Annotated in this window: 18 protein-coding genes; 11 read left to right on the top strand and 7 right to left on the bottom strand. The window is 71.1% G+C overall.

Annotated features, from left to right (window positions below; translation table 11 throughout):
• The first annotated feature begins 14 nt into the window (after nucleotides 1-14).
• The 10 genes from HNR02_RS28540 (at nucleotide 15) to HNR02_RS28495 (ending at nucleotide 11,370) form a co-directional block, all read left to right on the top strand.
• Nucleotides 15-1,019, top strand: a complete 1,005-nt coding sequence (locus HNR02_RS28540) for an ABC transporter permease (RefSeq protein WP_179776674.1) — start codon at nucleotides 15-17, stop codon at nucleotides 1,017-1,019.
• The gene (locus HNR02_RS28535) at nucleotides 1,016-1,774 is read left to right on the top strand and encodes an ATP-binding cassette domain-containing protein (RefSeq protein WP_179776672.1); all 759 of its coding nucleotides are present in this window, start codon (nucleotides 1,016-1,018) and stop codon (nucleotides 1,772-1,774) included. The genes HNR02_RS28540 and HNR02_RS28535 overlap by 4 nt, the downstream gene beginning before the upstream one ends.
• Nucleotides 1,771-2,955 (top strand): CaiB/BaiF CoA transferase family protein, encoded by a 1,185-nt coding sequence (locus tag HNR02_RS28530; RefSeq protein ID WP_179776671.1) that lies wholly within the window; start codon nucleotides 1,771-1,773, stop codon nucleotides 2,953-2,955. Before HNR02_RS28535 ends, HNR02_RS28530 begins: the two co-directional genes overlap by 4 nt.
• 16 nt (nucleotides 2,956-2,971) lie before the next feature.
• Nucleotides 2,972-3,955 (top strand): MaoC family dehydratase, encoded by a 984-nt coding sequence (locus HNR02_RS28525; RefSeq protein WP_179776670.1) that lies wholly within the window; start codon nucleotides 2,972-2,974, stop codon nucleotides 3,953-3,955.
• A 92-nt stretch (nucleotides 3,956-4,047) separates the two neighbouring features.
• The gene (locus HNR02_RS28520) at nucleotides 4,048-5,403 is read left to right on the top strand and encodes an MFS transporter (protein ID WP_179776668.1); all 1,356 of its coding nucleotides are present in this window, start codon (nucleotides 4,048-4,050) and stop codon (nucleotides 5,401-5,403) included.
• A gap of 1 nt (nucleotide 5,404) precedes the next feature.
• Entirely contained in the window at nucleotides 5,405-6,400 is a 996-nt protein-coding gene (locus tag HNR02_RS28515; protein ID WP_179776666.1) for a MaoC family dehydratase, read from the top strand.
• Nucleotides 6,397-8,094, top strand: coding sequence for a thiamine pyrophosphate-binding protein (locus HNR02_RS28510; RefSeq protein WP_246339300.1), 1,698 nt, complete (start codon nucleotides 6,397-6,399; stop codon nucleotides 8,092-8,094). Before HNR02_RS28515 ends, HNR02_RS28510 begins: the two co-directional genes overlap by 4 nt.
• An 11-nt stretch (nucleotides 8,095-8,105) precedes the next feature.
• A complete protein-coding gene (locus tag HNR02_RS28505) occupies nucleotides 8,106-9,290 on the top strand; it encodes a CaiB/BaiF CoA transferase family protein (protein ID WP_312861200.1) in 1,185 nt (394 codons plus the stop codon).
• Nucleotides 9,290-10,003 carry a GntR family transcriptional regulator gene (locus HNR02_RS28500; protein ID WP_218914304.1) on the top strand — a complete coding sequence of 238 codons (714 nt, stop codon included), beginning with the start codon at nucleotides 9,290-9,292 and terminating at the stop codon, nucleotides 10,001-10,003. Before HNR02_RS28505 ends, HNR02_RS28500 begins: the two co-directional genes overlap by 1 nt.
• Entirely contained in the window at nucleotides 10,000-11,370 is a 1,371-nt protein-coding gene (locus HNR02_RS28495) for a xylulokinase (RefSeq protein WP_179776663.1), read from the top strand. Before HNR02_RS28500 ends, HNR02_RS28495 begins: the two co-directional genes overlap by 4 nt.
• 118 nt (nucleotides 11,371-11,488) lie before the next feature.
• On the opposite strand, the gene HNR02_RS28490 is transcribed toward HNR02_RS28495, so the two are convergent.
• Nucleotides 11,489-11,938 (bottom strand): MarR family winged helix-turn-helix transcriptional regulator, encoded by a 450-nt coding sequence (locus tag HNR02_RS28490; RefSeq protein WP_179776661.1) that lies wholly within the window; start codon nucleotides 11,936-11,938, stop codon nucleotides 11,489-11,491.
• Between the two features lie 75 nt (nucleotides 11,939-12,013).
• On the opposite strand from HNR02_RS28490, the gene HNR02_RS28485 reads away from it, so the two are divergent.
• Complete coding sequence (locus HNR02_RS28485) at nucleotides 12,014-13,111, top strand: amidohydrolase family protein (RefSeq protein WP_179776659.1); 1,098 nt, start codon at nucleotides 12,014-12,016, stop codon at nucleotides 13,109-13,111.
• A gap of 107 nt (nucleotides 13,112-13,218) precedes the next feature.
• On the opposite strand, the gene HNR02_RS28480 is transcribed toward HNR02_RS28485, so the two are convergent.
• From HNR02_RS28480 to HNR02_RS28455, 6 genes are all read right to left on the bottom strand, one after another.
• Nucleotides 13,219-14,460 (bottom strand): alpha-hydroxy acid oxidase, encoded by a 1,242-nt coding sequence (locus HNR02_RS28480; protein ID WP_179776656.1) that lies wholly within the window; start codon nucleotides 14,458-14,460, stop codon nucleotides 13,219-13,221.
• A 20-nt stretch (nucleotides 14,461-14,480) separates the two neighbouring features.
• Complete coding sequence (locus tag HNR02_RS28475; protein WP_179776655.1) at nucleotides 14,481-15,107, bottom strand: GntR family transcriptional regulator; 627 nt, start codon at nucleotides 15,105-15,107, stop codon at nucleotides 14,481-14,483.
• 65 nt (nucleotides 15,108-15,172) lie between these two features.
• Nucleotides 15,173-15,442 carry a hypothetical protein gene (locus HNR02_RS28470; protein ID WP_179776654.1) on the bottom strand — a complete coding sequence of 90 codons (270 nt, stop codon included), beginning with the start codon at nucleotides 15,440-15,442 and terminating at the stop codon, nucleotides 15,173-15,175.
• A gap of 121 nt (nucleotides 15,443-15,563) precedes the next feature.
• The gene (locus tag HNR02_RS28465) at nucleotides 15,564-16,337 is read right to left on the bottom strand and encodes a cyclase family protein (protein WP_179776652.1); all 774 of its coding nucleotides are present in this window, start codon (nucleotides 16,335-16,337) and stop codon (nucleotides 15,564-15,566) included.
• Nucleotides 16,338-16,397: 60 nt separating this feature from the next.
• The gene (locus tag HNR02_RS28460; protein ID WP_179776650.1) at nucleotides 16,398-17,339 is read right to left on the bottom strand and encodes a fumarylacetoacetate hydrolase family protein; all 942 of its coding nucleotides are present in this window, start codon (nucleotides 17,337-17,339) and stop codon (nucleotides 16,398-16,400) included.
• Entirely contained in the window at nucleotides 17,336-18,805 is a 1,470-nt protein-coding gene (locus HNR02_RS28455) for an amidohydrolase family protein (protein WP_179776649.1), read from the bottom strand. The genes HNR02_RS28460 and HNR02_RS28455 overlap by 4 nt, the downstream gene beginning before the upstream one ends.
• Nucleotides 18,806-18,928: the final 123 nt, after the last annotated feature.

Here is an 18,928-nt window from a genome sequence, read left to right as displayed (position 1 = left end):
AAAGGAGTGGTGTGATGACCATCCAGGCCGCGGCCCCGCCGACCGGGAAACCACCGGACGCGACACGGACACCCCGCCTGGCCGCGTGGCGCGCCGAGCTCGGCATCGGTGGCGGGCTCGTGCTGCTGGCCGTGCTGTGGACGGTGTTCGCCCCGAACTTCGCCAGCGCCACCAACCTGTCCATCCTGCTGCAGCAGACCTCCGTGCTGATGATCGTCGCGGTGGGGCAGACGTTCGTGATCCTCACCGGTGAGATCGACCTGTCCGTCGGTTCCACGATCGGGCTCACGACGGTGGTGCTCGCGCTGCTCACCGTCGAGGCCCACGTGCCGCTGCCGGTCGCGATCGTGACCGTGTTCGCGATGGGCGCGCTGATCGGCCTGTTCACCGGCGCGCTGCGCGTGGTGTGGAACATCCCGTCGTTCATCATCACGCTCGGACTGCTGACCGCGTTGCAGGGGCTGGCCTTCACGCTCAGCGGCGGCGTCACGATCTCGCCGCTGCCGGACGCGCTGTCGCCACTGTGGGACGGGCGGCTGCTCGGCATCCCGGCGCCGGTGTGGCTCACGCTCGTGGTGGTCGTGGCCGGGATGTGGGTGCTGCGCCAGACCCGCTACGGCCGTCACCTCTACGCGATCGGCGGCAACACCGAAGCGGCGCGCCGGTACGGTCTCAAGGTCAACGCGCTGCGCGTCAGCACGTTCGTCGTCGTGCAGTGCCTCGCCGTGCTCGGCGGCATCCTCTACGCCGCGCAGCTCAACTCGGGCAACGCCACCGTGGGCGACCAGCTGGAACTCGACGTCATCGCGGGTGTCGTGGTCGGCGGTGTCGCGTTGTTCGGCGGGCGCGGCAGGCTGATCGGCACGATCATCGGTGTCCTGTTCATCGAGACGCTGGCCAACGGGCTGACCCTGCTCGGCGTCTCCTCCTACCTCTACCTCATCGCGCAGGGACTCGTGGTGATCGCGGCCGTGGTCTTCGCTGCCGTGCAGCAGCGCCGGAAGGGGGACACCCGATGAGCGAGCCGCTGCTGCGCGCCCGCGGCATCACCAAGCACTACGGCGCCGTTCGCGCGCTGGCCGGAGTGGACTTCGAGATCCGGCCGGGTGAGCTGGTCGGACTGGTCGGCGACAACGGGGCGGGCAAGAGCACGTTCGTCAAGTCGCTCGCCGGCGCGGTGCAGCCCACGTCGGGCACCTTCGAGATCGACGGGAAACCCGTCCGGCTCGGCACACCGCAGCAGGCGCGCGACGCCGGGATCGAGACCGTCTACCAGGATCTGGGTCTCTGCGACAACCTGACGGTCGCGGAGAACATCTACCTCGGGCGTGAACCCACCCGCGGCTGGGGCCCGTGGCGGCGGGTCGACCGGCGCCGGATGGGCACCGAGGTGCGCGAGGTGCTGAGCACCCTGTCGATCAACATGCCCGAGCCGGGCGCGCAGGTCACGGCACTCTCCGGTGGTCAGCGCCAGGCCGTGGCCCTGTCGCGGTGCAAGCTGTGGCGCCGACGGCTGGTGCTGCTCGACGAGCCGACAGCGGCGCTGGGCGTCCAGGAGAGTGCGCGGGTGGTGGACACCATCCGGGAGCTGTCCGCGGCAGGCGCGGCGATCGTGCTGATCAGCCACGACATCCCGATGGTGATGGAGCTGACCGACCGGATCGTGGTGCTGCGCAAGGGGACCAAGGCGGCCGACGTGGCCACCGAGGACGTCGGCGAGCACGACGTCGTCGCGTCGATCACGGGCGCCGCGGCACGGAAGGAGATCGCATGAGCGGGCCACTGGACGGGGTGCGGGTGCTGGACCTGTCGAGGTTCATCGCCGGGCCACTGTGCTGCCAGATCCTCGGGGACATGGGCGCCGAGGTGATCAAGGTGGAGCGGCCGGGCGGTGAGGACGCCCGCAAATTCCTGCCGTTCCACAACGGACACTCCATCTACACGATGGTCTACAACCGCAACAAGCACGGCATCACCCTCGACACGCGCAACCCGGAAGCGCTGACGGTGCTGGAAAAGCTCGTCGCCGAATCCGATGTGGTGGTGGAGAACTACCGGCCCGGCACGATGGCGGCGATGGGCCTGCCCTACGAGCGGATGGCCGGGATCAACCCCCGCGTGGTCCTGACCTCGATCTCCGGGTTCGGCCAGACCGGGCCGAACACGCAGCGCGCGCTGTTCGACGCCATCGCGCAGGCCGCGTCCGGGCTCATGTCGGTCACCGGCGAACCGGAGGGCGCGCCGGTGATGGCGGGCACGTTCGTCGCCGACTACATCTCCGCCTTCCACGGCGTGATGGGCACGCTGCTCGCGCTGCAGGGCCGGGAACGCACTGGCCGCGGTCAGCACGTGGACATCAGCTGCGTCGACGCGTTGTTCGCCTGCATGGGCACGCACCCCAGCGCGTACGCGATGCTCGGCAAGGTCCCCGAGCGCACCGGGTCGTGCGACCAGATCACCGTGCCCGCCAATGTCTACCCGGCCGCCGACGGGCACGTGTACCTGCATGCGGGCACGAACCCGATGTTCCCGCGCCTGGCGCGGGCGATGGAGCAGCCGGAGCTGGCGCTGGACGAGCGGTTCTCGGATTCGACCAGGCGGCTGGCGAACGTCCGGGAGATCGACGCGATCGTCGGCGCGTGGACGGCGAAACTCACCCGCGCCGAACTGGCCGAGCGGCTCACCGCGGCAGGTGTGCCGTTCTCCGAGGTCGCCACCGTGCCGGAAGTCGTGGACTCACCGCAGGTCAAGGCGCGGGAGATGATGCTCGACGTCACGCATCCCGAGGTGGGCACGGTCAGCCTGCCCGGAATCCCGATCAAGCTCAGCGACACCCCTGGCGAGGTGCGCAAACCCCCGCCGGTGGCGGGCGAGGACAACGACGAGGTCTACCGCCGCGTGCTCGGACTGTCCACAGCGGACATCGAGCGGATGCGCGCGGGCGGGGTCATCTGAAGTGGGAGGAGAAGGTATGACGAGCACGCGGCAGCGATACGTCCAGCCGGGCGCGGGCAAGAAGGAGGCCCGCTACGAGCTGGTGACGATCCCGGAGCCGTTCGGCCCGGTGGACCTCGTCGTCGACGAGGACAAGGTGCGGGCCTACGCGTTCGCGCAGGGCGACTACGGGTCGTGGTACTTCGGGGCGTCGCCGTTCGGCGGTCCGGTCGGGCACGCGCTGGTGCTCGCCAACGATCTGCTGTTCCTGTTCTACGACGGCTACGACGGCAACACCGCGCAGGGCCTGCACACCCACGAGCACCTGACCTTCCACGCGCCGGTGAAGGTGGGGGAGCGGGTACGCGTCACCGGTGGCTACACCGAGAAGTACGAGCGGCGCGGCCAGGGCTACGTGGTGCTGGAAGCCGAGGCCCGCGGCGAGGACGGACGCCTGCTGGTGACGCACGTCGGGCGCGAGATCATGCGCACCGTCGCCGGTGAGGTGGTGGGCCGCAAGAGCGCCGGGGACGGTGACGGCCGCCGGGTCCGTGCGCAGGCGCGCGAGGACCTGCCCGCGGCGGAGCGGGCGGCGGCCGGGCTCGCGGAGGGCACCCCGGTGTACGGGCCGCGCCGGGCGTTCACCCAGGACCAGATGGACGTCTTCTCGTGGGCCGGTCAGGGCTACTCCAACGTCCACACCAGTATGGAAAAGGCCGCGAGGTCCGGGCTGGACAGGACCATCGTGCAGGCGCAGCAGCAGACCGGCCTGATCGTCGAGACGATGGTGCGCTTCTTCGGCGCGAGCTGGTTCACCAGCGGCGACCTGGACCTGCGGTTCGTGAACCCCACGTTCGTCGGTGAGGCGCTCACGGTGCACGGCGCGGTCCTGGGTGAGCGCGACGGCCGCCTCGAACTGGAGGTGTGGACGACCAAGGACGACGGCACGCGCACCGCGCTCGGCTGGGCCTCGGCGGCCCTCGACGGCGTGACCGCGGGACCGTCGCCGCTGCTCGGCTGACCGTCCCCATTGACAGCGGTGCGCGGGAGGAGATAAAAATGTCTAGTCATCTAGACCTCACCTCCCGCGCACCTCATGACAACGGAGTCCCCATGCGTGAAGCAACCGTGGCGGCCGCGCCGCCGGAAACCCCGGAAGGGCGGGCGAAGCTGGCCCGGCGGGCGGCGATCGCGAGCCTCGTCGGCACCGCCGTCGAGTGGTACGACTACTTCATCTTCGGCACGGCTTCGGCGCTGGTGTTCGGCGAGCTGTTCTTCCCCGCGCAGAGTGCGATCTCCGGCACGCTCTCGGCGTTCGCCGTGTTCGGGGTGGGCTTCGTGGCGCGCCCGATCGGCGGCATCGTCTTCGGGCACATCGGTGACCGCCTGGGCCGCAAGGGCGCGCTGATCACCACGCTGCTGCTGATGGGCGGCGCGACGTTCCTGATGGGCGTGCTGCCCACCACCGCGCAGATCGGGGTGCTCGCGCCGATCCTGCTGGTGCTGCTGCGGATCGTGCAGGGCTTCGGCGTCGGCGGCGAATGGGGCGGCGCGTCACTGGTCGCGGTCGAGTACGCGCCGGAAGGCAAACGCGGCGCCTACGGCAGCTTCCCGCAGGTCGGCAACGCGGTCGGGCTGGTGATCTCCACCGGCGCCTTCGCCCTCGTCTCGCTGCTGCCGGAGGAGCAGATGCTGGCGTGGGGCTGGCGGCTGCCGTTCCTGTCCAGCATCGTGCTGGTGCTGCTGGGCCTGTTCATCCGGGTCAAGCTCACCGAGACGCCGGCGTTCGTGGCCGCGCGGAAGCTGCTGGAGGACAAGGAGACCAGCGAGGAGAAGACGCCGCTGGCCACCGTGCTCAAGCAGGAACGCAGGCCGCTGCTGATCACCATGGCGCTGCGGCTGGGCGAGGGCATCTTCGGCTACATCCTGCTGACCTTCGTGCTCACCTACGCCACCAACTACACCGGGATCGCCAAGGGCGACATGCTCCTCGCGAGCACCATCGCCGCCGCGGTCGGCATCGTCACCTTCTACCTGCTGGGCAGGCTGTCCGACCGGATCGGCCGCCGCCCGGTGTACATCCTCGGTGCCGGGATCGGGATCGTGACCGCGTTCCCGCTGTTCTGGATCCTCGACACGAACTCGGTGCCGCTGGTGATCCTGGCGGTGACGGTGACCTACGCACTCGGCGTCGGCGCGATGTACGCGGTCGAACCGAGCATGTTCTCCGAGCTGTTCGCCACCACCACCCGCTACACCGGCGTCTCGCTGGCCGCGCAGATCCCCAGCATCCTCGTCGGCGCCTGGCCCTACGCCGCCACCGCGCTGCTGATCGCCACCGGCGGCAACCCGTGGCCGGTCGTGCTGATCACGGTCGTCGTGCTGGCACTGGGCATCTGGGCAGCGCTGGCCGCACCGGAGACCAACCGCAAGGACATCGTCGCGCACGCGACGACCGAGGAGGCGTGACATGACCGAGGTGTGGCGTGACCTCACCGACCCGCGCCGCGCGGCCACCGTGGACGACGTGGAGGCCGGGCTCAAGGAACCCGAGTTCGGGAACCTGGAGATCCCGGAGAAACTCGGGCCCGTCACCGTGCGGATCGACGACCACAAGATCCGCCGGTTCGCCTTCACCCAGGGCGACCACCACGAGTGGCACACCGCCGCGAGCCCCTTCGACGGCCGCCGCGTCGCGCACGCCGCGTTGCTGGGCAACGACCTCGTGCAGCTGTTCACCACCGTGTACGCGGCGTCCCGAGTGGTCGGTCTGCACACCGAGGAGCAGATGTGGTTCGACTCGCCCGCCTTCCTGGACGACATCGTGACGTTGCAGGGTGAGTACGTCGAAGCCTACGAGCGCCGTGGCCAGGGCTATGTCGTGATGGAGGCGTCCGCGACCACCGAGGACGGGCGCAGTGTCGTCCGCCACCGTGGCGTGGAGATCCTGCGCACGCAGCCCGGCGCCATCGCCGGCCGCGGCAGTTCCCACCCGGACAAGCGCGTCACCGGCGAACTGCCGGAAGGCGCGTACCCGCTCGGGACGACGGCCGTCGAGGGGGTCGGCGTCGGCGGAGTCCTGCCCACGCTGGACAAGGTCATCACCGCCGAGCAGGCCGCGGTGTTCTCCCGCGCCGGTGAATACGTGCGCAACATCCACAACGACCTCGCCACCGCCCGCGCCGGCGGGCTGCGCGTGCCGATCGTGCAGGGGCAGCAACAGTTCGCCGTGCTCGCCGAGCTGCTCAGCCACTTCTTCGGTACCGCGTTCTTCACCGGCGGGTGGCTGCGCGTGAAGTTCCTGAAGACCGTCGACGTGTTCGAGCCGATCGAGGCGCACGCCGTCGTCACCGGGGTGCGGTACGGGCGCGCCGAACTCGAAGTGTGGGTGCGCCGGGCCGACGGTGGCCTGTCCGCCGCCGGGTGGGCGTCGGCTCCGCTGCCGGAAAACCAACGAGAGGGATGAGAATGTCGGAACAGATGACCGGTGGCCGGCTGGTCGTGAAGATGCTGGAGTCGCTGGGGATCACCCACGTCTTCGGTGTCGTCGGGGGGCAGACGCTCGCGATCACGGACGCGCTCATCGACACCCCGTCGATCGAGTTCGTGCACACCCGGCACGAGGGTGCGGCGGCCGTGATGGCCGACGCGTTCGGGCGCCTGACCGGGCGGCCCGCGGTCGCCATCGCCACCACTGGGCCCGGCGCGACCAACCTGCTCACCGGCGTCGGCGGCGCCTACCGGGACTCCAGCCCGTCGATCATCGTCACCTGCAACAACAACGGCGAGAACATCCACAAGGACGACGCCCAGAACGCCGACCACGTGCAGATCTTCGCGCCGTTCACCAAGTACGCGCGGCTCGTGGCGCACGCCTCCTCGATCAAACAGGCGATGGAGGAAGCCTATGTCAATGCCATGACCGGCAACCCCGGCCCGGTGCACCTGGACTTCGCCCGCGACACCATCGAAAAGGTGGTCGACAATCCGCCCGAGGTGCCTGCGGTGCACCCGGCACGCGCGTGGGTCGGCACCCGGCCGGTCGCCTCCCGTGAGCAGATCGCCGCGGTCGCCGAACGGGTGCTGGCCGCGAAGAAGCCGGTGATCTGGCTCGGCAACGGCGGTAACCGGGCGCGGGCCGCCGACGAGGTGCTCGCGCTCGCCGACGCGCTCGCCATCCCGGTGGTGACCACGTTCAACGGCATCGGCGCGGTGCCCACGACGCACCCGCTGGTGTTCGGCGCGCTGTCACGGATGGGCACGAACCTGACCAGCCGCGTGATCGCCGAGGCGGATCTGGTGCTGGCGCTGGGCAACAGCCTCAACGCGGTGTCCACCGGCCGCTGGCGGCTCGAGCTGCCCGAGATCATCCACGTCGATGTCGACCCGGCGATGATCGGCCGCTACTACGGCGAGGTCACCACTGGTGTCGTCGGCGACCTGAAAGCGTTCGCCACGGACCTCGTCACCGCCACCGCGGAGCGCGCCACCGACGCGCGGGCATCACGCAGCGAGTGGATCGAATCCCTGCAGCACGCCGAAAAGCAGTGGTGGGAACTGTCCGCCTCACTCGAACCGGCCAACCGCGGCGTGGTCTCCCCGGCCGTCGTGGTGCGCGCATTGCGCGACGCCACCCCGGAGGACGCGGTGCTCATCCCGGACGCCGGCAACCCGGGTGTGTGGTCGTTCCTGTGGCAGATGACCAAACCGAACCGCTACATCAAACCGGTCGGGTTCGGCAACATGGGCTTCGCGCTGCCCGGCGCCATCGCCTCGGTCGCGGCCGACCCCCAGCGCCCGGTGCTCGCCCTGATCGGCGACGGCTCGCTCGGCATGAGCCTCGGCGAACTGGAAACCCTGGCCCGCGCCGGGGGGCCGGTGTGCCTCGTGGTGCTCAACGACTCCAGCTACGGCAACATCCGGCAGGAGCAGGTGCTGCACTTCGACGGCCGCACCACCGGGGTCGACTTCGGCGACGTCGACTTCGCCCAGGTGGCCAAGGGGATGGGGCTGCCCGGCAAGCGCGTCACCGACGTGGTGGACCTGGTCGAGACCGTCCGGCTCGCCTTCGCCAGCGGGAAACCGTACGTGGTGGACGTCGTGCTCGACCGCGAACCCAGCGCCTGGACCTACCCGGCGTTCGTGCCGCACCAGAACTGAGGAGGCCATCGGTGGAAGGTCCGCTGCACGGAGTCAAGGTGCTCGACCTGTCCCGCTTCATCGCGGGGCCGAGCTGTGCCCAGGTGCTCGCCGACTTCGGCGCCGAGGTCGTCAAGATCGAGCGGCCCGGCGGCGAGGACGCGCGGCACCACGAGCCCTTCTACGAGGGCGAGAGCGTGTACACGATGCTGTACAACCGCAACAAGTACGGCGCCACGCTCGACACGCGGCACCCGAAGGCGCTGCCGGTCCTGGAGAGCCTCGTGCGGTGGGCCGACGTGGTCGTGGAGAACTACCGGCCGGGCACCATGGACAAGATGGGCCTGGGCTACGAGCGGCTCACCGAACTCAAACCCGGCATCATCATGGTGTCGATCTCCGGGTTCGGGCAGACCGGCCCGCTGGCGAAGCGGGCGTTGTTCGACGCGATCGCGCAGGCGTCCTCGGGACTGATGTCGGTCACCGGTGAGGAGACCGGCAGCCCGACGCTGACCGGCACTTACATCGCCGACTACGTGACCGGCTACCAGGCCGCCATCGGCACCTTCGCCGCCCTGATGCACAAGATGCGTACCGGCGAGGGGCAGCGGGTGGACGTCGCGTCGCTGGACTCGATGTTCGCCACACTGGGCACCCGGCTGATCTCGTGGCTCATGCTCGGCGCGGACCTGCCCCGCAGCGGATCGCGGGACCTGCTGACCGCGCCGGTCAACGTCTACGAGTGCGCCGACGGCGACACCTACATCCAGGCCGGTACCAATTCGCTGTTCCCCAAGCTGTGCCGCGCGATCGGGCGCGCGGACCTGCTGGAGACCGCCGAGTACGCCACGGTGCCCGGCCGGATGGCGAACGCGGAGCTGCTGGAGAAGGCGGTCGCCGACTGGGCGCGGCCGCTGACCTGCGAGCAGGTGGCGGCCGTGCTGGAGGAGGCGGGCATCCCGTTCGCCAAGGTCGCCACCGTGCCCGAGGTGGCCGCCTCACCGCAGATCGCCGCGCGGGACATGGTCGTGGAGTCCGAGCATCCGGCGCTGGGCACCATCCGGATGCCGGGCAACCCGGTCAAGATGGACAGGTCGCCGCCGACGGTGCGCAAGGCGCCACCGCTGGTCGGCGAGGACAACGACCACGTGTACGGCACAATCCTGGGAATGACGCCGGAGCAGGTGCGCGAGCTGGGCGAAGACGGGGCGATCTGATGAAACGCGGTCCGATGTACCGGGTGATCTACGACGACATCGTCGGCCAGATCCGGTCGGGAGCGCTCGCCCCGCACGCCCAGCTGCCGGGCGAGCACGATCTCGCGCGGCAGTACGGGGTGAGCCGGATGACCGTCCGGCAGGCGCTCGACGTGCTCGGATCGGACGAGTTCGTGGTCCGCAAGCAGGGCAGCGGCACCTTCGTCAGCGACCTCGCCCGCCACGGCCGCCGCTTCAACCGGCTGCGCTCGTTCGCCGCGGAGCTGGCCGGCGCCGACGAGCCGGTCGGCAGCAGGGTGATCCGCAGCGAGGTCGCCGAAGCGACGGCCGAGGTGGCCGAGCGCCTCGGGATCACCGAAGGCGACCCGACCAACCGGCTGACCCGGGTGCGGACCGTCGGGGAGAAGCCGGCCGCGCTGCAGGACGCGTGGATCCCCTACGCCGTCGCGCCAGGGCTGGTGCGCGAGCCGCTGATCGAGGGCTCGCTGTACCGGACCCTGACCGAGCGGTACGGCGTGGAACTGCAGTACGCGGACCAGGCGCTGACCGCGGCCATCCTCGACGCCGAACAGGCCGGGCTGTTGGAGTCCGAGGCCGGTTCCCCGGTGCTGGCGGGACAGCGGCTCACGCATTCCGCGTCCGGGGTCGTGGAGTTCACCTACGGGTGGACGCTGCCCGGTTTCCCGCTGCTGCTGCGGATCGACGCGGAATGACGGTCGCCGACGAGGTGGTCGCCGTCGACGTCGGCACCTCCGCCGTCCGGGCCGCCGTGGTGTCCGCGTCCGGCGACGTGACGGCCTCCGTGCGAGTCGCGCGGGCGGCGGGCGGCGGCGAGTTCTTCGACGCCGAAACGCTGCTGCACGAGGTCACCACGGCGCTGTCCGGTCTGGACGCGCGGCCGCGGGCGCTGGCCATCTCGGCGCACATCGGGACGGTGCCGGTCGGCGAATCCCTCCGGGTGGTGGACAAGGCGGGCGGGTGGTCGGATCCGCGCGGGCTGCCGGAACTGGCGTCGGTCCCGGGCCCGGTGCGGGAGTCGTTGCTGTCCGCGGGCGGGCGGCCCGCGCTGACCGGCGGGGCGCTGGCCTACGCGCTGTCGGGCTCGGCGAAGGCGCGGTACCTGTTGTCGCCCAAGGACTTCCTGGTCGCCCGGCTGACGGGGACGGTGGCGACCGACACCGTGGACGCGGCCTACACGCTGGTGTCGGACGTGCGGCGGCGCCGCTGGAACACCGCGGCGCTCTCGGCGCTGGGACTGGATGCGGCGATGTTCCCGCCGCAGCTCGAACCGACGGCGGTGGCCGGTGAACTGACCGTGGCGTGCGGACTGCCCGCCGGAACGCCGGTCGTGGCGGGCGGCCCGGACGGATCGGTCGGGATCGGCCTGCTGCTCGGCTCGTCCGGGATCGCGGACGTCGCCGGGACCACGGACGTCGTGGGGATGCCGGTGACCGACCCGGCGGCGGCGCCCGCCGCGGCGATGATCAACCCGGCGCTGGCGGGCGGGCACTGGATCGCGGGCGGGGCGACCGGCATGACCGGCGGTGCCGTGGCGCACTGGCGCTCACTGGTGGGCGCGGTCGAGGAGGCGGAGCTGGCCGCCGTCGCGCCCGGCGCGTCCGGTCTGGTCGTGCTGCCGTCCTTGACGGGGTCCCGTTTCCCGCGCTGGTGCGCCTCCGATCGTGGCGGGGTGCTCGGCCAGCGTCCCGAGCACACGGCGGCGCACCTGCTGCGGGCCGCGCAGGAAGGCGCGGCCTTCACCGTGCGCGAGGGGCTGGACCTGCTCGACCCGGCGGGCGCCCTGCCGGTCACCCTCGCCGGCGGCACCGCCCGGTCGCCGCTGACCGCCCAGCTCCGCGCCGATGTCACCGGGCGGGTCACGAAGGTCTGCACCGAGCCCGACGTGACCCTCCTCGGCGCGGCGGCGCTCGCCCTCGTCGGCTCCGGGCTGGCCCCCGGCCTGGACGACGCCCGCGCCCGGCTGGGTTGCGAGTTCCGGACCCTCGAACCGGACCCGGTCCGGGCGGCGCGGTACGGGGAGCTGTTCCAGGAGTGGCTCGCCCGGCTCCCCGCACGGTGACGCCGTCCCGCCACGGAGGTCGCCTATCGTGGGACGGTGGACACCGAGGGCAGCGCGGGCGAGACGGCCAGGCCGTGCTGGACGCGACCATCGCCGAGCTGAGCGAGGTCGCTCGCGGCTACCAGATCGGCCGCAGGGGCGAATTCCCATCCTCGCCGGTGGCCAGGAGGATCTCCAGGGTCGCGCGCAGGTCCCGGACGCGGTCGGCACCGGCGAGTCCGGCCCAGTCCGCTTCCTCTTCGGCCCAGATCTGCGCGGCACGGGACACCAGTGCTCGTCCCCGCTGCGTGGTCACGATCAGACGGCTGCGCCCGTCCGTGGGATGGCCGACGCGCTCGACGTACCCGGCGCGCTCCAGTTCACCGACGACGTGGGCGGCGCCCTGTTTGGTCACGCCGAGGTAGGCGCCCAGCTCCACCGCCGTCGCTCCGCCGGTGCTCATCAGATGGCTGAGCGCGAAACCGTGCACCGGGCGCACCTGCTCTCCTTCGTCCGCCAGGCGCTGGTGCAGCCGGTCGGTGAGCAGCCGGAACGCCATGGCCAGCAAGAGGGGCAGAGGGGTCGGCATCGCAACTCCAACTAGACAAGCTACTGTTCCAACAAGACTGGTAAGTGGTCCAGTTTCTCATGGAGGCGAGCCGCGGTGGAAGCCATCACGATCGAGAACGTACGGATCTTCGACGGCACCGGCCTGACGCCACCCGGTTCCGTGCACCTCCATGGCGACCGCATCGTCGCGGAGGCGGTGCCGGGTGCCCGGACGGCCGACGGCGGCGGGGGTGCCCTGTTGCCGGGCCTGATCGACACGCACGTGCACGTGGGCAGGCGCGCGGAGCTGGCGGCGTGCGCCCGGTGGGGAGTCACCACCGCGCTCGACATGGCGGCACCGGATCCCGGCGCGACCCTGCCGTTGCGTCACCTCGACGGGGTGACCGACCTGTTCAGCGCCGGTTTTCCCGCGGTCGCGCCGGACTCCGGGCCCATCGCGGCCCTGGGATATCCCGGGGAGATCGCCGTGTGCGGGCCGGGCAGCGCGGAGGCGTTCGTGGCGCGCAGGGTTCGCGACGGGGTGGACTACCTGAAGATCCTCGTCGAGGACCCGGGCCTGCCCGGTGCGAAGGCGCTGGCTCCGGAAACGGTGGCGGCCCTCGTGCGTGCCGCGCACGACCACGGTTTGCGGGTCGTCGCGCACGCCACCACTCTCGGCGCCTACCGGCTGGCGGTGGAGGCGGCCGTGGACGTCGTCACGCACGTCCCGATGAACGCCGCCGTCACCGCGGACCTGGCGGCACAGGTCGCCGTCGCGTCCCCGACGCTGACCATGATGCGGGGGGTCTGCACGACCATCGGGAGCAACCCCGCGCTGGGCTTGGCCTACGACAACGCGCGCGACTCGGTCCGCGCCCTCGACGCGGCCGGGGTGACCATCGTGGCCGGCAGCGACGCCAACGCCGAATCCTCCGCGCCGTTCTCGCCCCCGCACGGCGAGTCGCTGCACGAGGAACTCCGGCTCCTGGTCGACGCGGACCTGTCGCCGGCGGCGGCGCTCCGCGCGGCCACCAGCGCGGCGGCCGAAGCCTTCGGCCTGGCCGATCGTGGTGTCGTGGCCGCCGGGCGACGGGCGGACCTCGTGCTCGTCGACGGTGACCCCACCGTGGAGATCGAGGCGACCACCCGGATCCGGCAGGTGTGGATCGGCGGTCAGAAGATCGCGGTGCCCAGCACGAACAGGAAGCTGTGACGGCCGGCAACGACGCGGCGGTTTCCGGGGGCAGCCTCGGCCCGGCAGTACCCACGGGGCCGGGGATGCGCGAGCCGGCGAGTCTTCACCCAGGGACGCGGTTCGCCTCAGGGTTTCGGCCGCGGGGCGAGCCTCTGCAACTGGGTCACGTGCTCGGGGGTCAGCTCCTCCAGCGCCGCGACGCCGAGCAGTTTCATCGTCCGCTCGATCTCCTCGCGCAGGATGTGGATCATCCGGTCGACGCCGTCGCGGCCGCCGGCCATGAGCCCGTACAGGTAGGCGCGGCCCACGAGCGTGAACTTCGCGCCGAGCGCGAGCGAGGCGACGATGTCGGCACCGGACATGATGCCGGTGTCGATCGCGATCTCGGTGTGCCTGCCGACCTCCCGCACGACGTCGGGCAGCAGGTGGAACGGGATCGGCGCGCGGTCGAGCTGGCGGCCGCCGTGGTTGGAGAGCACGAGACCGTCGACGCCGAGGTCGACCAGCTTCGCCGCGTCGGCGACGTTCTGCACGCCCTTGATGACGATCTTGCCGGGGAACAGGTCGCGGATGACCGCGAGATCGTCGAACGAGATCGACGGGTCCATGGCGGCGTTGAGCAATTCGCCCACCGTGCCACCGGTCGAGCTCAGCGACGCGAATTCGAGCTTGGGCGTGGTCAGGAAGTCCCACCACCACCAGGGCCGCGGGATCGCGTTGGCGATCGTGCGGGGGGTCAGCTGCGGCGGGATGGAGAAACCGTTGCGCTTGTCGCGCAGGCGCGCCCCCGCGACGGGGGTGTCGACGGTGAAGAACAACGTGTCGAAACCGGCCGCGACGGCGCGCCGGGTGAGGTCGTAGGAGATCTCCCGGTCACGCATGACGTAGAGCTGGAACCAGTTGCGACCGTCCGGGTTCGCCTGCCTGACGTGCTCGATCGATGTCGTGCCGAGCGTGGAGAGCGTGAAGGGGATCCCGGCGGCAGCGGCGGCCGACGCGCCGGCGATCTCGCCCTCGGTGTGCATGAGGCGGGTGAAGCCGGTCGGGGCGATCGCGAACGGCAGGGCAGACGGGCCGCCGAAGATCTGCGTCGAGGTGTCGACCGCGTCGGGCAGGCCGCGCAGGATCGAGGGGCTGAACTCGACGTCGAGGAACGCCTGGCGGGCGCGGGCCAGCGAGATCTCCTCCTCGGCCGAACCGTCCGTGTAGTCGAACGCGGCCCTGGGGGTGCGTCGCTTCGCGATCGCGCGCAGATCGTGGATCGTGAGCGCGGCGTCCAGCCTGCGTTTCCTGGCGTTGAACTCCGGCTTCTTGAACTTCATCAACTCGAGCAGCTCGCCCGGCTTCGGAACCTGACGGGTCACCATGGTGTGCCTTTCGGTCGGAGTCAGGAGTCGACGTGCGCGAGGAGGCGGTCGCGGCTGACCGCGATGTGCTCGGCCGTGAGGCGGGCCGCGCGCCCGGGATCACCGGCGAGCACGGCGTCGAGGATGCCCTGGTGCTGTGCCACCACGTCGTCGGCGCTGAGCAGGTGCGCGGCCTGCACCTGTCCGATGCAGAGTTCGACCTCGCCCATGATGAGCGCGTGCATGCGCGCGAGCCGCGAACTGGGCTGGCCCGCGACCAGCGCGCGGTGGAACGCGATGTCCTGGTGCGCGAAGTCGGCCCCGGCCTCGATCAGGGCGCGATGGGCGGCGAGCGCGGCGGCGGGGATGCCTTCGAGCCGCGCGACCGCCGCCGACTCGACGACCGCGCGGCTGTCGTAGACGTCGGCGATCTCGGCCGCGGTGAGCGCGGGCACGCGCGCGGCCTTGTGCGTCTCGCGGCGCAGGAGCCCCTCGACGACGAGGCGCCCGATCGCGGCCTTCGCGGTCTGGCGCGCGACGCCGAACCGCGCGGCGACGGTGGACTCGGTCACGGTCGCGCCGGGCGCGATCTCCTGCGCGATGATGCTCGACCGCAGGTCCGCATAGATCGCCTCGGGAAGCACGTTCGCGTGCCGCGCCGCCGTCATAGCGCCTCCGTCCCTCGCTGATTGGTTGACAAAGTAGCAGATTGTCAACCAATCTGTCGCGCTCGTCAGGAGCGGAAACGCTCACCCCATTCGGTCGTGTTCAGCAGTAACCGGAACAGCGCGATCAGGAAACCCGGAACGAAGGTCACCAGCAGGACCACCGTTCGCGGGGTGGCGGATCGCTCGACAGCGAGCAGGACGAATCCGGTGATCGAGGCGGCGAGGTGGAGCAGGAGCACGGCCGCCAGCGTGCGCGGGTTCCTGACCGGCCACAGCGCCCCCGCGACCGAGACGAAGAAGATGACGGCCAAGAACACGAAACCCGCTCCTGCCATCCGGCCATCGTAGGGCGCCGGCGCCTCGTCCACCGGTGCGACGGCGCAACGTCAGCAGCTGCTGGACCAGCTGATCCGCGACGGACGTCTCGGGCGGTCCCCGGATCTCGCCGCGCCCACCTCAGCTGTCGAGGATCGCGACGGCGCGGGTCCAGCCCGCGGAGGCGGCGTGCACCTTGACCGGGAAGCAGGCGATCTGGAAGCCCCTGTCGGGGAGCCGGTCCAGGCCGTGCAGCTTCTCCAGGTGGCAGTAGCCGATTTCCCGGCCGGCCCGGTGGCCCTCCCAGATGATCGAGGCGTCGCGCTCGACGGCGTACCGGGCGGCGGTGTGGACGAACGGCGCGTCCCAGCTCCAGGCGTCGGTGCCGGTCACGCGCACGCCCTGGTCGAGCAGGAAGAGGGTCGCTTCCCGCCCCACGCCGCACCCGGAGGTCACGTAGTCCTCCTCGCCGTAACGAGCGCCCGCCGCCGTGTTGACGACGACGATCTCCAGCGGTGAGAGGTCGTGACCGATGCGGTCGAGTTCGGCGCGGACGTCGTCCGCGGTCGCGACGTAACCGTCGGGGAAGTGGCGGAAATCGAGCTTCACGGCCGGTTGCAGGCACCACTCCAGCGGCACCTCGTCGATGGTGATCGCACGGGCGCCGCCGTCCATCGTGGCGGAGTAGTGGTAGGGCGCGTCGAGGTGCGTGCCGTTGTGGGTGGTGATGCGCACCCGCTCGTGCGCCCACCCCTCCCCGTCCGGCAGGTCCTCCACCGTGGCGCCCGGGAAGAAGGCCAGCAGATCCGCGACGGTCTGCTCATGGGTGTAGTAGTCGATCTCCGGTCGCGCCCCGGGCGGGTCCGAGGCGATCCCCGCCTTCAACGGGACGGAAATGTCGACGAGTGTGCGCATCGGTGTACTCCTTCGTGATCAGCTGGACCGGTGCGGGCGCCCGGCCCTGCGCGCGTGCGGTCAGAACCCCGAGGAGAGCGGCTGGACGTCGGCCCCGGCGACGACGGTCTGCCGGGTCTGCCCGAGTCCCTGACCGCGGAGGGTGACGACGTCGCCGGGGACGAGCCAGCGCGCCTGCGCCAAGTCGGGAGTGCGCACGTGTTCGAGCAGGCAACCGCCGGGAACGGTGCCGGATCCGATCACGTCCCCCGGCGAGAGGTCCACGCCGCGCGAGACGAAGGCGAGGAGCTCGCCGAACGTCCAGTCCATCCGGTCGAGGCAGCCGCGGGTGAGTTCGTCGCCGTTGACCGAGGCGGACAGGTCGAGAGCGAGCCGTCCGTCCCGGCGGTGGTCTTCGAGTTCGTCCACCGTGACGAGCGCCGGGCCCAGCGTCAGCGCGCTGTCCTTGCTCTTGCCCATGCCGAGGCCCAGCGCTAGATCGCGGAGCTGGTGGTCCCGTGCGGTCCAGTCGTTGAACAGGGTGTAGCCGACGATGTGCCGCTCGGCGGTGGCGGGGGAGAGGTCCCTCCCGCCGCGCCCGATCACCGCGCCGACCTCCAGTTCCAGGTCGAACATCCGGCTGCCGGGAGCGACCGGCACGTCATCGTGGGGGCCGGCGACGGATCCGGCGTTGGTGAAGTAGAACGCCGGGATCTGGGACCAGACCGGGTGGAGTTCCTCGCTACGGCCGAGCGCTCGGTTGGAGCCGCGCAGGTGGTCGAGGAAACACAGGCCGTCCCGGACCGAGGGCGGGCGCGGCAGCGGGGCGAGCAGCCGCACCTCCTCGAGTGAACGGACCTCCTCCGGCGCGCGGCGGGCGGTGTCACCGGCCTCGGCGAGCGCGTGGTCGCCTGCCTCGATCAAGGACAACAACGTGACGCCGGATCGGAGGCCGCGCACGGTGTCCCCGTCGAGGATCCCCGTGTGCCGCCCGGACCCGGACTCGTAGGTCACCCATTTCACGAGCGTGCTCCTTCGATGGCGCGGCCTGCCGCGTCCCCGGCCCGCACGGCCTGCTGGTGGAACTCCCGCGCCATCGGCTCGATCGCGGCCCAGGCCCCAGGCGGGGTGCCGGGCAGCGCGCGGCCCGCGTCGCGCACCCGGCCGAGGATGCGGCTCGCGGCGGCGTCGGCCTCGGCGGTGAGCGCGGTCAGGTCGGTGGCCGGGACACCGTCGCGCTTGACGATCCGTCCGTCGACGAGCACCGTCCGGACGTCGGCCGCCGTCGTCTGGAACACGAGGGTGGCGTAGGGGTCGACCACGGGGTGCTGTTCGACCGCGGGGCCGCCGACGAGCAGGAGGTCGGCGCGCTTGCCGGGGGTCAGCGAGCCGATCCGGTCACCGAGCCCGAGTGCCCGCGCGCCGTTGATCGTGCTCCACTCCAGTGCCTCGCGGGCCGGGATCCCGACGCTGTCGGGCATCGCCCCGGCCCGGTTGACCGGTCCCAGGACGTCCTCGCGAGCGCAGGCGAGACCGAAGCGCATCTCGTGGAACAGGTCACCGCTGTTGAGCGAGATCACGTCGACCGACAGGGTGGGATCGATCCCGTGCCTGCGGCAGCCGTCGAAGGCCGGGCGCCCGAAGCCCATGTTCAGCTCGGTCTCCACCGAGATCGACACCTTGCCCCCGCTGCGCGCGACGGCGGTCCACTCGGCTTCGTCGAACGCGTTGCAGTGCACGTGCACCATGTCCGGGCCGAGCAGGCCCAGCGCGTCCATCTCGGTGATCCCGGTGCACAACACGCTGCCGAACACGCATCCGGCGTGGTTGGCGAGCAGGGCGTTGCGCTCGCGGGCGGCGGCCAGTTCGGCGACCGTGTCCTCCCAGGGCAGGCCGAACAGCTCCGACAGCGACACCCCGAGGGTGAGCAGGCCGTCGGAGCCGAAATGGGTGTCGGCGATGCGGTGGAAGTCCGCGAGCCGGGCGGCGTGGGCGCCGAAACGGGACTGCCCGGGCGAGCTTTCGAAGAAGCCGTAGCAGAACGCGGCCCGGATCCCGGCCTCCTGCAGACCGCGCACCGCGGCGTCGGAATGGTCGGGGGTGTTGTTGCAGTGGGAGAAGTCCAGGATCGTGGTCACCCCCGAGTTGAGCGCGTCCACGGCCCCGTAGAAGTTGCCGAGCCGGACGTCGTCGGGGGTGTAGGCCGGCGAGATCCCCAGCCGGATGCCGAAGTAGTAGTCGGCCAGCGTCCAGTCCGCGCAGATCCCGCGGACCAGGGACTGCCAGGTGTGCCGGTGGGTGTCGACCATGCCGGGCAGCACGAGGTGCCCGGTCGCGTCGAGGATCTCGGCATCGGTGACCGGCAGGTCCGGTCCCACGGCGGTGATCACCCCGTCCTCGATGAGGACGTCGCCGGCAGGCAGGTCCCCGAGACCGGGGTCCATCGTCAGAACATGGCCGCCTCGGACCAGGGTGCGGTGCGGGCTCATCATTGACCTCCGTAGCGTCGTCGCTGCGGCCAGCATCACCCGGAACGGGGGGCGCGATCATGAGCCGGAAAAGTTGCGATCACCGCGTCCCGCGACGTTACAATCCGGCCGCCGTGCGGGAAG

The sequence above is a fragment of the Amycolatopsis endophytica genome (genome assembly GCF_013410405.1).
Taxonomy (GTDB): domain Bacteria; phylum Actinomycetota; class Actinomycetes; order Mycobacteriales; family Pseudonocardiaceae; genus Amycolatopsis_E; species Amycolatopsis_E endophytica.
The sequence above is the reverse complement of the archived record's forward strand: the minus strand, read 5'-3'. Positions and strand labels throughout refer to the sequence as shown.

What these genes read in the sequence shown, in the direction of transcription:
- HNR02_RS28540 (WP_179776674.1), top strand. Translation starts at nt 15, where the DNA reads ATGACCATCCAGGCCGCGGCCCCGCCGACCGGGAAACCACCGGACGCG.
- HNR02_RS28535 (WP_179776672.1), top strand. Translation starts at nt 1,016, where the DNA reads ATGAGCGAGCCGCTGCTGCGCGCCCGCGGCATCACCAAGCACTACGGC.
- HNR02_RS28530 (WP_179776671.1), top strand. Translation starts at nt 1,771, where the DNA reads ATGAGCGGGCCACTGGACGGGGTGCGGGTGCTGGACCTGTCGAGGTTC.
- HNR02_RS28525 (WP_179776670.1), top strand. Translation starts at nt 2,972, where the DNA reads ATGACGAGCACGCGGCAGCGATACGTCCAGCCGGGCGCGGGCAAGAAG.
- HNR02_RS28520 (WP_179776668.1), top strand. Translation starts at nt 4,048, where the DNA reads ATGCGTGAAGCAACCGTGGCGGCCGCGCCGCCGGAAACCCCGGAAGGG.
- HNR02_RS28515 (WP_179776666.1), top strand. Translation starts at nt 5,405, where the DNA reads ATGACCGAGGTGTGGCGTGACCTCACCGACCCGCGCCGCGCGGCCACC.
- HNR02_RS28510 (WP_246339300.1), top strand. Translation starts at nt 6,397, where the DNA reads ATGAGAATGTCGGAACAGATGACCGGTGGCCGGCTGGTCGTGAAGATG.
- HNR02_RS28500 (WP_218914304.1), top strand. Translation starts at nt 9,290, where the DNA reads ATGAAACGCGGTCCGATGTACCGGGTGATCTACGACGACATCGTCGGC.
- HNR02_RS28495 (WP_179776663.1), top strand. Translation starts at nt 10,000, where the DNA reads ATGACGGTCGCCGACGAGGTGGTCGCCGTCGACGTCGGCACCTCCGCC.
- HNR02_RS28490 (WP_179776661.1), bottom strand. Translation starts at nt 11,938, where the DNA reads ATGCCGACCCCTCTGCCCCTCTTGCTGGCCATGGCGTTCCGGCTGCTC.
- HNR02_RS28480 (WP_179776656.1), bottom strand. Translation starts at nt 14,460, where the DNA reads ATGGTGACCCGTCAGGTTCCGAAGCCGGGCGAGCTGCTCGAGTTGATG.
- HNR02_RS28475 (WP_179776655.1), bottom strand. Translation starts at nt 15,107, where the DNA reads ATGACGGCGGCGCGGCACGCGAACGTGCTTCCCGAGGCGATCTATGCG.
- HNR02_RS28470 (WP_179776654.1), bottom strand. Translation starts at nt 15,442, where the DNA reads ATGGCAGGAGCGGGTTTCGTGTTCTTGGCCGTCATCTTCTTCGTCTCG.
- HNR02_RS28465 (WP_179776652.1), bottom strand. Translation starts at nt 16,337, where the DNA reads ATGCGCACACTCGTCGACATTTCCGTCCCGTTGAAGGCGGGGATCGCC.
- HNR02_RS28455 (WP_179776649.1), bottom strand. Translation starts at nt 18,805, where the DNA reads ATGAGCCCGCACCGCACCCTGGTCCGAGGCGGCCATGTTCTGACGATG.